The 13,958-nt window shown below is 43.2% G+C and carries 9 protein-coding genes; 5 read left to right on the top strand and 4 right to left on the bottom strand.

Going from position 1 to position 13,958, the window contains the following annotated elements; all coding sequences use genetic code 11:
• Nucleotides 1-110: 110 nt before the first annotated feature.
• Nucleotides 111-449, bottom strand: coding sequence for a single-stranded DNA-binding protein (locus AC59GT_RS18125; protein WP_497238954.1), 339 nt, complete (start codon nucleotides 447-449; stop codon nucleotides 111-113).
• A 30-nt stretch (nucleotides 450-479) separates the two neighbouring features.
• Nucleotides 480-2,327 (bottom strand): mechanosensitive ion channel family protein, encoded by a 1,848-nt coding sequence (locus tag AC59GT_RS18120; RefSeq protein WP_497238953.1) that lies wholly within the window; start codon nucleotides 2,325-2,327, stop codon nucleotides 480-482.
• A 149-nt stretch (nucleotides 2,328-2,476) separates the two neighbouring features.
• Here AC59GT_RS18120 and AC59GT_RS18115 point away from each other — a divergent pair, with 149 nt between their 5' ends.
• Nucleotides 2,477-3,370, top strand: coding sequence for a DMT family transporter (locus tag AC59GT_RS18115; RefSeq protein ID WP_497238952.1), 894 nt, complete (start codon nucleotides 2,477-2,479; stop codon nucleotides 3,368-3,370).
• 1,057 nt (nucleotides 3,371-4,427) lie between these two features.
• On the opposite strand, the gene AC59GT_RS18110 is transcribed toward AC59GT_RS18115, so the two are convergent.
• Both AC59GT_RS18110 and AC59GT_RS18105 read right to left on the bottom strand, forming a co-directional pair.
• Entirely contained in the window at nucleotides 4,428-7,142 is a 2,715-nt protein-coding gene (locus AC59GT_RS18110; RefSeq protein WP_497238951.1) for a PAS domain-containing protein, read from the bottom strand.
• A gap of 109 nt (nucleotides 7,143-7,251) precedes the next feature.
• On the bottom strand, nucleotides 7,252-8,370 hold the full coding sequence (locus AC59GT_RS18105) for a sensor histidine kinase (RefSeq protein WP_497238950.1): 1,119 nt from the start codon (nucleotides 8,368-8,370) through the stop codon (nucleotides 7,252-7,254).
• A 545-nt stretch (nucleotides 8,371-8,915) separates the two neighbouring features.
• On the opposite strand from AC59GT_RS18105, the gene AC59GT_RS18100 reads away from it, so the two are divergent.
• From AC59GT_RS18100 to AC59GT_RS18085, 4 genes are read left to right on the top strand one after another with little or no spacing between them, the layout of a single operon-like run.
• Entirely contained in the window at nucleotides 8,916-9,710 is a 795-nt protein-coding gene (locus tag AC59GT_RS18100) for an alpha/beta fold hydrolase (protein WP_497238949.1), read from the top strand.
• Between the two features lie 6 nt (nucleotides 9,711-9,716).
• Nucleotides 9,717-11,168, top strand: a complete 1,452-nt coding sequence (locus AC59GT_RS18095; RefSeq protein WP_497238948.1) for a sensor histidine kinase — start codon at nucleotides 9,717-9,719, stop codon at nucleotides 11,166-11,168.
• Nucleotides 11,169-11,224: 56 nt separating this feature from the next.
• Nucleotides 11,225-12,379 carry an acyl-CoA dehydrogenase family protein gene (locus tag AC59GT_RS18090; RefSeq protein WP_497238947.1) on the top strand — a complete coding sequence of 385 codons (1,155 nt, stop codon included), beginning with the start codon at nucleotides 11,225-11,227 and terminating at the stop codon, nucleotides 12,377-12,379.
• Nucleotides 12,380-12,399: 20 nt separating this feature from the next.
• A complete protein-coding gene (locus tag AC59GT_RS18085) occupies nucleotides 12,400-13,893 on the top strand; it encodes a sensor histidine kinase (RefSeq protein ID WP_497238946.1) in 1,494 nt (497 codons plus the stop codon).
• Nucleotides 13,894-13,958 lie beyond the last annotated feature (65 nt).

Below are 13,958 nucleotides of genomic sequence, written 5' to 3'. Positions count from 1 at the left end.
TTTATGAAAATCAAAACAATTCCTAAATTTCCGTTCATAAATACATATCACTAGTTAAAAGAAAATGAGAAATTAATTGTTTTGCCTTGGAAACGAGTGTTCAATATCTGTTATATAAAATCTCCCGGTCGGCCCAACAATTTGTAATAACTGGTAACTATTGTAGTATGGTAGCGCTTAATGTCATTTTCATCCTTAATGTAAGACGTGATTATCTTTCCTTCTATATAAATCAGTTTGTTCTTGGTTAATAATCTTCTGGCAAAAGGTACCATTTTATCAGGTATTATAATGTCATGAGATTCAATTTCACTCCTAACTTCGCCATTTTTTAAAAAGGGCATATCGGTAAGCAGGCAAAATGAAAGCGTCTCACTTCCATCGTTTAAGACTATTTCAGGTTCGTTACCTAAATAGCCAATGAGTATAATTTTATTTAATCCGGCCAAATCACCAATATTTTATTTTTCGCTTGAATGTTACTCGCTACGGTTTTCTTTAACAAATCCGGGTGCAATATAATCCTTCGGCAGGTAGTCTGAAGGAATAGTGGTTGCATTTCCATCCCGAAGAGCCTTGTAGTGCGGTGACATAATTTCTACACCTGCTTTATTGAAATGATCCTGAATGTTCGCATGCAGTGCTGAGTAGATGGCGGCCTGCCTATTCGGCTCTTTAGTAAAAGCATTTATCCGGTAGCTTACATAGTAATCATCTAAGCTGGTTTGTAATACATAAGGCTTGGGTTCCACCTCTATCATTGGCGTAGCTAGTGCCGAGTCGATCAGTAGCTGGTGCACATCCCTCCAGGGTACATCATAGCCTATGGTAACGGTTGTGTGTACGATCAAACCGTTTACCGGAGCATCGCTGCTGTAGTTAATGGTATGGTTCCCCATCACTGTCGAATTAGGTATGGAGATGATCTCGTTTTGAATGGTACGTACCCGGGTTACTAATATCGTTTTTTCAATAATATCCCCCGTTACTTCACCAATCTTAACACGGTCGCCTATTTTAAAAGCGCGCATATAGGTAAGCACTAATCCTGCTACTACATTTCCAAGCGCCCCGGCGGACCCAAATGTGAACAGTACGCCCATAAATACCGATACACCCTTAAATATGCCTGAGTCAGAGCCCGGCAGGTAAGGGAAGATAACGATCAGCATGAAAGCAAGCACCAATACCCGAATAATCTGATAGGTCGGATTTGCCCAGTCCGGATAAAAACCTGGTACATTTAGCTGCCCTTTTTCAATTTCGGTAGTGATGAACTTAAAAAACTTCAAAACGTATCTAAAAACAACAACCAAAACCAAAATGGTCATCAGGTTTGGTATGTAATCCCATATGGCATGAGCGATTCTTTTGAGCGGGCTGATCAGATAGTTAAGCAACATATCTGACACATCTTTGGTGAATGGAAATATGCCAAATAAGATAGGCAATGCCAGGTAAATCACCAGTAAAATAACAGCCCATTTGATCAGTGTAAGCACTTTTTTTATAACAGCAAGTTCATTTTCAGCATTCAGTAACTCATAATTTTTGATGTGAATACCTTTGTTGAACCAGCCGATTTGTTTTACTAATCTGATCTGAAGCCAATTAAATAACTTCCGAACGCCATAAATCAGCAATACGGTAATACCTATCACCAAAAGCGCCAGAAGGCTTTCTACTAAGATGGTTTGCCAGCGTGTTTCCTGCTGATGTGTAATCACTGCCACACCTATTTTTTTGCTGATCGATGCGGCAAGTTGTTCCCTGCTCGTATTTTGCCATAACGCATCCTGGTCAGTTATGGATATCAGCAATTGATCGCGGAATAAAATATCTGTCGTTTGTTCGGTAGTTACCAACTTTAAAGAATCAATCTCAAAACCATATTTTGAACTAAGCTGGGCAATGCGATTGCTGATTGCTTCAGCGCGGTCACGGGCCGTGAAACTGCCCTGGCGGGTAAATAAGTAAAATAGGGTATCACGAAACGGGATAACCGGGAACCCCTTGACAAACGCCCTAAGGGAATCAACCTGGTGTTTTTGATTAACAACGCGCAACGAATCTTTCTGACGCAGGGTTTCCAGTTTCTTCAACAATACGTTTTTCTGAATGTTGTCTGCACTGGAAAGCTGCTTTTGCAATTCTGATCGTTTCAATGAATCTGCCAAGCGCTCCTCAGAAAGCTGTTTTACCTTTTTCTGCTGCAGTTCCAGTTGGATGGTCAACAACGAATCTTTCTTTCGTTGAACGGTATCCTGCTGTGCAAAAACCGGATGAATAAAGATAAAGCATATAATTAAACCCAAAAAGTACCTCATGAAAATCGCAGGATAATGAATAAATTTAAATGTAAGAATTTATATCAAGCCGAAACAATAATACCTGGTCCAATCGTACTCTTGCTACGAGCAAACATAAACACCGTTGCATTGTAAGTTCAGTAGTAAATGTAAATCATTCCAATCCTATGAAGAATCTAAAGACATACCTCATGCTCTTATTAGGGATGGCCTTATTTGGCAGTGCAACTCCGTTGAGTAAACTGGTAACAAAGGATTTTCCGGTTTTTATTGCCGGCGGTTTCAGGGTTTTGCTCGCCTTTATTGTATTGGCTCCTTTTATTAAGCTTTCCAATATTCGAAAATATAAAGGGAAAGATGCCTGGCTTTTAGGAGGTATTAGTTTAGTTGGTGTATTGGGATTTACAGTATTAATGCTCTATGGAATGCAAATGATCTCCGGTGTTACAGGCAGCGTAATCATGAGTGCCACGCCAGCACTTACCGCATTATTGTCGGTGATTTTTTTAAATGATAATTTCAACTGGAAAAAGGGAATCGCCATTGCGCTTGCCGTTGCAGGAGTGGTGGTTATGCAATTGGGCAGCGGTGCGGATAAACATGGAAAAAACGAAATATTAGGAATTGTGTTGGTTATAGCTGCCATTTGCTGCGAGGCAGGATATACCTTAATGGGCAAGGCGCTGACAAAAGATTATCCTCCGGAAGACATTGCCACCTTTTCGGCCATTATTGGTTTCCTAGGGTTTATTCCTTTTATGATCTGGCAGTTTCATGAGTTTTCCTTTGCTAACATTTCTACTCAAAGCTGGGTATACCTTTCTTTATACGGCGCTGGAACTATGGGGCTGGGTTCGGTACTCTGGTATAAGGGTATCCAACAAGTAGAGGGAAGTACAGCCGCGACGTTCATGGGTGTAATGCCTATCAGTGCTTTAGTCTTGTCCTACGCACTATTAGGTGAAACATTCAGATGGGTTCATCTGATTGGATTTGCACTCGTGTTTTCTGGAGTGCTGCTAATTATTAGCGTTCACAGGCAAATGAAGATGAAGAGTTAGTAACAAGGTTAGTTATTTATTTTCATCTACATAAGAATATTCAATTTGTTATAATTCCAAAGGATTGTCTGATCAGGGCACGGGTCCAGGCTTAGGACTGAGGATTACCAAACGTTTAATTAAAAAACCAGTGATATCTTAAAGTATTTTATACTCCGGGGAAAGGCAAAGAATTTAAGATTTACCTGAAGTCACACAATTGACAAACTTTGCAATTCCGGTCAATTATGTAATTATATTGATTTTAATAATTTGTCAATTCGATTAGTATATTACTCCTAGAAAGCGGGCATTTAGTCAAACGTGCTCTGAACCAAATAGATTTAATGTAAGAATAAAAAAACTTCTCTGCCACATCAAATAATGAAACATGTTTAGCCAATTAGCTTAGTGGGGAGTTGGTTGCTTCGCCGGGGTGAGATTCACAATTTAATGCTAATACTTATTTAACTCGTTATTATCTCTGAGCATACGAGGCCCTTGATCATTACGGGGGCACAAAATAGCATAGGCCAGTTATAAGACTGCCAGTTCAAACTGTTAGTAATATTCCAAACCCAATTTGAAAAACGGTGAATTGCGTGATCGTTATTAGCCTAATGTAGTTGCCAATATCGGTAAAGCAATGGGCAGAGCTGAAACATAATTGCAAAGGAACTAATATCCCTGCCAAGTAAGGGAAGATGACAATCAACATGCAGGCACCGACTAATACCCGGATGATTGGTAGTTAGGATTTGCCTATTCCGAATAATCGCGAAACATTAGCTGACCTTTTCAATTCAGTTAGTGATGAATTAAATAACTTAATTCACAACGCGCAGGGAACTTTCTGACGCGGCCTATACAGTTTTTTATTCATTCATTTATTTGTATATTATCTGCTGCAGAAAGCTCGTTCTGAAACAACTTGTGATAAGATCTCCGGCAGGCCTGAGAATAATTTTGAAAATATTTTTCCAAGTTTTGTCAAACAGATATATAAAAAGGATAAGAACCGGTGCGAGCTTGTAGCGGGCTTTGGAAAGCCATGAAAGGTATTATGACGATTTAAAAATTAATTATAAGGCAAAGAGAAATAAAAAATACTTCCTTTGCCAAACTCGCTGTCTACCCACATTCTGCCTTCATGGCGATGAATAATCTCTGCGCTCAAATATAGCCCGATCCCAAAACCGGAAATAAGCCTGGTGTGGTTTCCTTCAACCCGATAATATCGGTCAAAGATCCTTTCCATATCAGCAGGTTTAATTCCTATTCCGTCGTCTTTGATGCTCACTATTATTTCATTGTTGACTTGAATACACTCAACCTCAACAGACTTTCCTTTTGGCGAGTATTTGACGGCATTTCCCACGAGATTCGATATTACAGACATAATCTTTTCTTTATCAGCATATGCAATCAATCCTGGGCAATCGTTATAATAAATCTTATGAGAGCTAACTGTCAGCGTTGCTTCAGCAATAACCTCTTTGATAAGGTCCGATATATTAAACCGCTTTTTTTCGATATGAATTTTACCAGATTCAAACCGCGACAGATCAAGGAAGCCGTTGATCATGGCTGTCATTCGTTTAACCTGTACATTTGCTTTTTCCATTGCGTCCGCTAAAAATCTATCTTCACTCTTTTTCAATTTCAAGTGTGCAACCTGCAGCAAGGCATTTAGCGAAGTAAGCGGCGTTTTAAGTTCATGACTAACCATTCCGATAAAGTCATTTTTCCTGAGTTCGTCTTGCTTGATGTCGCTGATATCCATAATTACACCCGTAAACGCTGCGCGGCCTGTTGCGGCGTCCTGACTCAAATTTCCAACGGCTCGAAGCCATCTTAGCTTTTTGTCATGAAAGCCTTCCACGCAATAGATGACATCATAGTGGCCGCCATTCTGAATCACGTTTTCTACCTCCGAAATCACGTGTTCCCGATATTCCGGGGTAATCTGATTGATACAGCCAGCGAGAGTTACTTCCTCATCACTTTCAAAACCAAAAAGTTCTTTCAATCTCGGTGATGCATTAAACGCCCTTGTTTCCGCATCTATCATCCAGGTTCCGACATTTGCGGCTTCTATCGCCAGACGAAGCGTCAATTCCGCCTGTTCGATCCGCTTACGGGCATTTACCTGTTCAGTGACATCTACTGCAACTACCAAAATATCGGTAGTTTTACCCGGATCGATTTGAATTGGCTGGTATACTGCATTGAAGAAAAATTCCTTTAACTCTCCCTCGTGCTCAAGGAAAGCCCGGATCTCATTCGCACTAAACGATTTGCCGGTTGTATAGACGTCGTCCAGTATCTGCAAAAAAGGTTGCCCATCCAGTTCCGGTAATGCACTTGCCAATGGCAGATTGATAATAGCTTCACTTTTACCCCATACTTCGAGAATCTTCGCATTGGCGGACGTAACATGTAGCTCTCTTCCGGTCAATATGCCAATAGCCACGGGTGCCTCCTGGATGAGGTACTTAAAACGCTGTTCACTAAGTGCAAGTCCCCAGTTGCTATCTGTCAGCCGGTCATTTATCACCTGGAGCTCGTCAGCATAACGTTCCAGCAATTTCCGGGATGTGACGCGATCTGTGATCTCGAAAGACATCACTAATACGCCGTTTCTTTCACCGTTAAGATCGGTCAATGGCTGATAGGTATAATCCACAAAAGTTTCTCGGATCGTCCCATCCTCATTCTCGAAAAGTACGGGGCTTTCTTTTACATCAATAACTTCGCCCGTGGCCATAACCCTGCGGAGCTGGCCGGCGAACGGCTGGTCAGCCAGATCAGGTAAAATATCGAGAAACTTTCGGCCGATCACCTCTTCTGCCGTTTTCTGCCAATAGTTCAAATTCGATTGATTGATCATCTCGATAACCAAATCCTCTCCGCGAATCACGACAACAGATGCTGGCAGCATATTGATCAGCTGCTGCATTTCCTGGTCTTCTTCCTTGATCCGCTGGATATCGGTGGTTGATCCCACCCACATGGTAATCTCCCCTTTTTCATTTAAAACAGGCGAAGCAATGTTAAGGTGCCAACGGTAATTACCGTTTTTGTCCTTAAACCGCATTTCGGTCTCTAGTGCTATCCCTTTAGCAGCTGCTTCGGCCAGTTGCTTTTGAAAGACAGGAATTTCCTCGGGATGCATCATTTGGTGGTAGCCGAAATCCCGCATTTCCTCGAAAGTTAAACCTGCATAATCCAGCCATTTTTGGTTGAAAAAAGTAACCTCTCCGCTAGGCAACGCGTTACTGATCTTGGCAGGTACAATATCTGCCAGGTGCCTGAAATGCTTTTCGCTTATTTCCAGTTTTCGGTGCTCCGCTATTTGCTGCGCCATTGCTTCGTCTGCCAGCACTTGTTCCGTTACATTATTGGCCAGTTGGATGATGTAATGGATTTCTCCTTCATCATCGAATACCGGTGTATGGCTTGGATCCCAATAACGCTGAATGAATTTACCAGGGTTATGGATATCCGGAACGTCGTAGCGTTGGATACGCATATAATGCGGCTTTTTCGTTCTTAGCACTTCCTGCAACGAAGCATTGATATTTTGTACGCCGTCAGCATCAGGCAGGTCGGGATTGTCCGGAAAAGCTTCAAAGATGTGTTTGCCCTTAATTACATCCCGCTGGTTATTTGTTGCCTGAAGATAGAGGTCGCTGGCAGTAAGTATATACAAGTCCGGAGACAAGATCAGATATATATTTGGCGCTGATTCAAGCGCTTTTAATGTTTCTGGACCTGGCGGAATGTAAGACATTTAATTTCTAAGTGATTTTTTTTCCACCAAGGTATGAATTAATGACGAAGTTCGTCAATAGTTCTATTGATATGGCAGTTTCTCGTTTCAGCGATGATCAGAATCAGTTTTAGACAATAGGAATTGTGAACCAAAATGTTGATCCATGGCCAATCATGCTATTCACGCCGATTTTGCCTCCATGCCGATGAATAATATCTGAACAGATATAAAGGCCCATTCCGAAGCCGGATTGATGATGTTTTGTGTTGTCAACCTTGTTAAACCGTTTAAATATCGTTGAGATATCTTGTTCTGAAATTCCAATCCCCTTATCAGTTACAGATATTTTGACTTCGCTATCCAAATATTCTATTCCGATAGTAATGTTTTTCGATGCAGGCGCAAATTTTACGGCATTGTTTAACAGATGGAACATGACCTGATCAATCTTGTGACGGTCAGCAAATAAGGTTGTTGACATATCCCCTTTTTGTTCTATAAGGTAGGAGCCGTTCATCAAGATGTGGTTGCAACAGTGGTCTATTACCTCGGAAAATGGGAACGAGGTCTTGTTCAGTAATAATTCCTCATTCGTTAAAATCGTTGTGATTAGGAGATCATCAACTAACGACCCCAATCTTTTTGCATTGCGGTCTGCGCTCTGGGCTAAGTGAACGATCCGTTCATCTTCTAGCTGCCTGTCTTTTATGATCCTGTTCATTAATTGAAGCGTGGCCCGCAAACTGGTAATCGGCGTCCTTAACTCGTGGCTGGCCAAAGAAGTAAATTCGTCTTTTTGCTTTTGAAGCTTTAACTCCATAGCAATTGATAGTTCTTTCTGTTTTCGTAAAGTGACATCGTTTTGAACGCCAATGTAATGTGTAACCTCTCCTTGGTTGTCCCTGATCGGGGAGATATAGAGCTCATTAAAGAACATCGTGCCATCCTTTCTATAATTTGCAAGTTCGACATGGCAATCAGATTTAGTTCTCAATGCCTCCTGCAACTTAAACCTACCGATCTGTTCGCGGTCGTCAGCCTGAAGGAACCGGCAATTTTTCCCTAGTATTTCGTCTTGATGATAACCGGTCATATCTTCAAACGCCTTATTACAAAAAATGATGGGATCATCCTCCTGACGACAATCGGTAATAATTATTCCACTGATGGAGGCTCTAATTGCCGCGATCAACAATTGGTCTTGTCCTTCTATTCTGTTTAGTAACGATGAGTTGCTAAATTCCATGATCTATTCCTATAGGTGACCCTATTTTAACAACCAATTATTCGTTTTGTGACAAAATCTTAATCAAAAATTAATAAACTAGTGCACGCTTACTTTCTTTACTTTTCTCTGCCGGTTAGGGTCTTGCAATTACTTAGTTACTATTCCGCCCAATTGATGTTTTAACCAGGTGACTAATACGTGATGAATGCCAAATCGTATCATAATGCTTCGTTTTGGAGGTCGGCTTTTACCCACTTTGTTAAGCGCCGAGGTGCCGGCGATAACAATGAATATTGAAACTTCCCGCAGGCTTCAATATCATAAACAAACCTCATAAATAAACGGTAGAACAGTCTTTTACGTCAGAAAAAATTATACAATCGTTCTCACTATTTAATTGAGCCTGTATATAGTGTTAAGATATCTGCCTGAAATGTTTAACTTCGACGGAAATTGGCTAAATTTTGCGAAGATTTTAGGCTTTCCGCTGCCACTTTTTTAGTTAAGACACGCCTTGCGGGATCAGCACAGCTTCGATGCGTGTAAGTATAGTTAGTATTCATATGGAAAAAATTCTGAAAAGAAATAATGTTAAGGTGATCGGTAACGGCAAAGAGGTCATCCTGTTCGCACATGGTTTCGGTTGCGACCAGAATGTCTGGAACTGGCTTGTAGACGCTTTCCAGGATGAGTACCAGCTGGTGCTTTTTGATTATGTAGGTGCCGGCTGTTCGGACCTGAGTGCCTACGACCCGGAAAGGTACAGCAGTTTACATGGCTATGCTTTAGACATTATAGAGATCTGCCAGGCGCTTGATATCAGCAATGTTATCTTCGTCGGACATTCGGTCAGCAGTATGATCGGGATCATTGCAGCCAACCAGGTGCCGGGCCTGTTTAGAAAGCTGGTATTGTTAGGGCCTTCGCCGTGCTACATCAATGAAGATGGTTATCATGGGGGATTTAACCGAAAGGATATGGAAGACCTCCTGGCCGTGATGGACAATAATTACCTGGGCTGGGCACGGGCGCTTGCGCCGCAGATTATGGGTAACGGTGACCGTCCTGCCCTTGGAGAGTCACTTACAAATAGCTTTTGCGCAACCGACCCTGAAATTGCTAAGCAGTTCGCGCGGGTTACTTTTCTTTCCGATCATCGCGAAGAATTACCGAAAGTCAGTATTCCAAGCCTCACGCTGCAGTGCTCTAATGACATTGTCGCCCCTTTAGAGGTGGGGAATTACGTCAACCGGATGACGCCCGGAAATCAACTGGTTGTACTGAGCGCAACCGGGCATTGTTCACACCTGAGCGCACCCGACGAAACGATCGGCGCGATCCGGGAATTTATTAAATAGACCATATTGAAAGGCAAGAGCGGACATGAGTTTTTATCCTCGCTGATTGACACAGAGACGCTCTACCACAACGCGCCCTGCGGCTATTTTTCTATGTTACCAGATGGTACGATCATCTCTGTTAACCAGACCTTCCTCGGCTGGCTGGGCTATGCTGCGGAAGAAGTAAACGAACAGATGAACGTTACCGGCTTTTTTTCTAACGGCGGGAGGCTTTACTACCAGGTTTTTTATTGGCCGCTGCTGCAATTACAGGGAAGGGTTAATGAGATCAATTTCGACATCTACCGAAAAGATGGTTCGTTTTTCCCGGCGCTGCTCAATGCCAACATGATCAAGGATGAGGCGGGAAAGGCAGTCGCCGTCAATGTGGTGGTCACTGACATCACTGACAGGAAAAAATACGAAACTGAATTACTTAATGCTAAGGTTTTGGCTGAAGCGGAAAAAAGCAAATTCGAAACCGTTGCCGCGCACATTCCGGAGATGATCTGGACCGCCAATGCCGATGGCAGGATCAACTATGTCAACAAACGGTTTGCCGATAATTTTAACATAAAGCAAGTAACTGAGGTAGATCAGATAAGTAAATTAGTCCATCCGGAAGATAGACTTCAGGCGCTCAGAACATGGGTTAATGTGATAAGTCAGGGTGAGAACTTTAGCCTGCAGGTCAGATTGAAAAATCAACTAAATCAGTTTCATTGGTACCTGTTTAAGGGTACGTCTTACCGTTCGGGAAATGATGGTGCTGATAAGTGGTTGGGCTCCTGCCTGAATATTCATGATCATGTACTCGAACTGGAGCGTCGGGATGAGTTTATCAGCGTTGCCAGCCATGAATTAAAGACACCGGTTACCAGCCTGAATTTAAGCCTGCAACTACTGAACGTTACTAAGAAAAGCTGGCTCGAAAAAGAAGCCAAGCTCCTGGAACAAGCCACCAGGAACGCTAAAAAGATACAGAGCCTGATCGATGATCTGCTCAACGTGAAGCGATTGACGGAAGGACAGCTTTCATTGCGTTTGCAGCAGGTTAATGTGGCGGCCCTGATTAATAACTGTGTCCGGACATTTCTGACACAAAGCAATTGTACGATCAACATTACTGCCGATGAGTCGCTAATGATAACTGCTGACGAGCATCGTATTGAACAGGTACTGGTCAATTTTATTAACAATGCCATTAAGTATGCGCCCGGTTCAGCGGTATCGATAACAGCAGCAAAGTTTGACGGTAAGGTTAAAATAACGGTGGCAGATGAGGGACCCGGTATATCCGGCGATAAGTTACCACGCTTATTTGAGCGCTATTACCGTGCGGATCATTCCGGCGAAGAATATTCGGGATTAGGGCTCGGCCTTTACATCTGTGCCGAAATCATTCAGCGACATGGCGGGATGATCGGTGTAGACTCCCAACCGGGGGAAGGAAGCGCTTTTTGGTTTACCGTCTAAGTACTTTAATAAACTTATAATATAATAAATAAATTATAATTCACATATTAGCGATAATGGATATTGAGAAGCTGGTACGCCAGGCAGCCGTAATTGGCAAGGAAGTAGCTTCCCAAGAAGCGTTGCTGGCGGACAGACAGGGCACTTGGGTGGAAAAGTCCATGAGAGCACTGCAAGCGTCGAAACTAACCGGCTTAGTAGTGCCGGAAGCCTTTGGAGGCTTGGGACAAGGCTTACTGGCGCTGGTTAAAGTTTCCGAAGAATTGGGTAAATCCTATTCCTCGGCAGGTCTGTGTTTCGGTATGCACTGTGTAGGGACAGCGGTGATCGCCGCCAAAGCCACGCCCTTTCAGCAGGAAAACTACCTGGTGCCCATTGCTGAAGGCAGGCATATTACCACGCTTGCCCTGAGTGAAACCGGCACCGGCGCACACTTTTATTTTCCGCAAACACCGCTGATTGCGGTGACAGAGGATGAGTTTCTGGTGACGGGAAATAAAAGTTTCGTGACCAACGGGGGCCATGCCGATTCGTATGTGGTGTCAACACTGGGTGCCAGCGCTGAGGCAGAGGCTGATCAGTTTTCATGCATCCTGATAGATGGGCAGACACCGGGCCTTTCCTGGGGAAAACCATGGGATGGCCTGGGCATGCGCGGCAATTCGTCCAAGATCATGCACCTGGAAAATGTACAGTTATCCGGCCGGCAAATATTAGGTGAAAAAGGCGATCAGCTCTGGTATGTGTTTAACGTGGTAGCTCCTTATTTTCTGATGGCTATGGCCGGCACCTACCTGGGTATTGCCGAGTCCGCCTTAATGGAGGCCAAAACGGCTTTAAGCAAGCGCAATTACACCCATAACGGCACATCACTTGCCGGTGTATCATTGTTACAGCACCGATTGGGCATGCTTTGGTCTGAGGTAGAACGAACGCGCAGGCTCGTTTATCATGCAGCAAAGGCCGGCGACCGCAACTCAGCAGATGCCATGCTTGCCATGCTGAGTGCCAAAGCGGAGGTTGGACATTGTGTTGTAAATGTGGTCAATGAAGCCATGACCTTAACCGGAGGACAAGGTTATCAAAACAATTCGCACCTGGGAATGCTATTAAGAGATGCAAGAGCAGCGCACGTCATGTCACCAACTACCGATCTATTGTATACCTGGATCGGGAGAGTATTATTGGATCAGCCTTTATTTTCCGATTAAATAAGTTTAGCGACAAGCCGGTGCCTAAAATACTTTATATAGGATTTGGAGAGATGATGAAAAGCCTGCAAAGCAAGCTTACTTCCAATGCTGCTACAGAGTTTAAGGAGATCCTGCAACTCGGCTCAGAAGTGCAAAGTAAGGCACTCAGCGAAGCAGATGCTTTTTTGATCGGCCCCTACACCCTTGACCCGGTAAAACAAGTGCAACGGGCCTATCAGCAAGAACCCGTTGTATCTATTGTATTGCTGATCTTCCCTGACCACTACCAGCAGATCAAGCAGCGCATTCAGTTTGCTTATAACGTTGGTAAACATGTAGTTTTTGTGCCCTATATAGCTGGCAAAGAGATCACCAACGTACTGGACAATGCCGTGTTACGCACACAGCAGCGAAGAAGTTTCGCCAGGCTGCAGCAACAGCAGGTCTATCCGGCTCCTTTGCAGCGCGAAACGACGTTTCAAAACCTTGGCATATTCCTGGAAAACGCGCCGATTGGAGCCATTGTATTTGATGAGCGCAAGAAGGTATTATCTGCCAACTTTCGCGCGAAACTGCAATTTCCGGTTATTACAAATCAGCGCCACCGGGAGCTTAGCTGGTCGGATCTGTTTCCGGAAGAAAACCAGTTTCCACAAATACAATTAAGAGACGCGCCGGGCCAGGAGCCGTTGCATGATATCATCAAGGTCAATAATCAGTTTCTGGAGATCAACATTTCGCCATTTCAGTTAGAAAAGGGACAGCCTTACTATCTCCTGTTAATCAATGACGTTACGGACAAAACCCGTATGGAGAACCAGTTAAGAAGTAAGATCGATGAATTAGAATTTCTCAACCAGGAACTGGACGAGTTCGTTAATGTGGTTTCCCATGATTTTAAAACGCCGCTGACTTCTATTAGCCTCCTGGCAGAGATGGCCTTAAGAGAGAAGTCACCGGAAAAGCAGCTTCATTTTGTAAGTCAGATCAAGCAGTCTTCCACTAAGCTGAGAGAGCTGTTTAAAGGGTTAGCTACACTGGTAGACACCAAAAAAGAAAGAGCAGAAAAAATGGAAACGGTGGTGTTTAGTGAAAGGCTGGAAATGGTGCTTTCCGAATACCAAACATTTTTGCAGGAAAATGGAGGCGTAGTTTGCGCCGACTTTTCACAAGCCCCCAAAATGATTTACTTCAAGGCGCATATTGATAGTTTTTTAAGTAACCTATTGACCAACGCCATCAAATATCGTCGGCCTGATGTACCGTTTCGAATAGAGGTAAGCAGCAGGAAGGAAAAAGAGTACCTTATACTAAGCGTAAAAGATAACGGAACGGGCATCGACCTGGCTAAAAATTTGAACAAACTTTTCCAGCCTTTCAAAAGGTTAACCAATCAGGGAACTGGTTCAGGACTCGGTTTAAGCATTGTAAAAAGGATGATCGAAAAAGACCAGGGCTACCTGGAGGTTTTCTCAGAACCTGGAAAGGGGACCGAATTTAAGGCATACCTGAAAGAACAAATCATCTCCTAAAACCACCGGTTAATTCAAGTATTGTTAGAAAGGAATATCCAAAAGCGCTTTATTACAAATTAGCT

The sequence above is a fragment of the Mucilaginibacter sp. 320_HR genome (assembly GCF_059691875.1).
The sequence above is the reverse complement of the archived record's forward strand: the minus strand, read 5'-3'. Positions and strand labels throughout refer to the sequence as shown.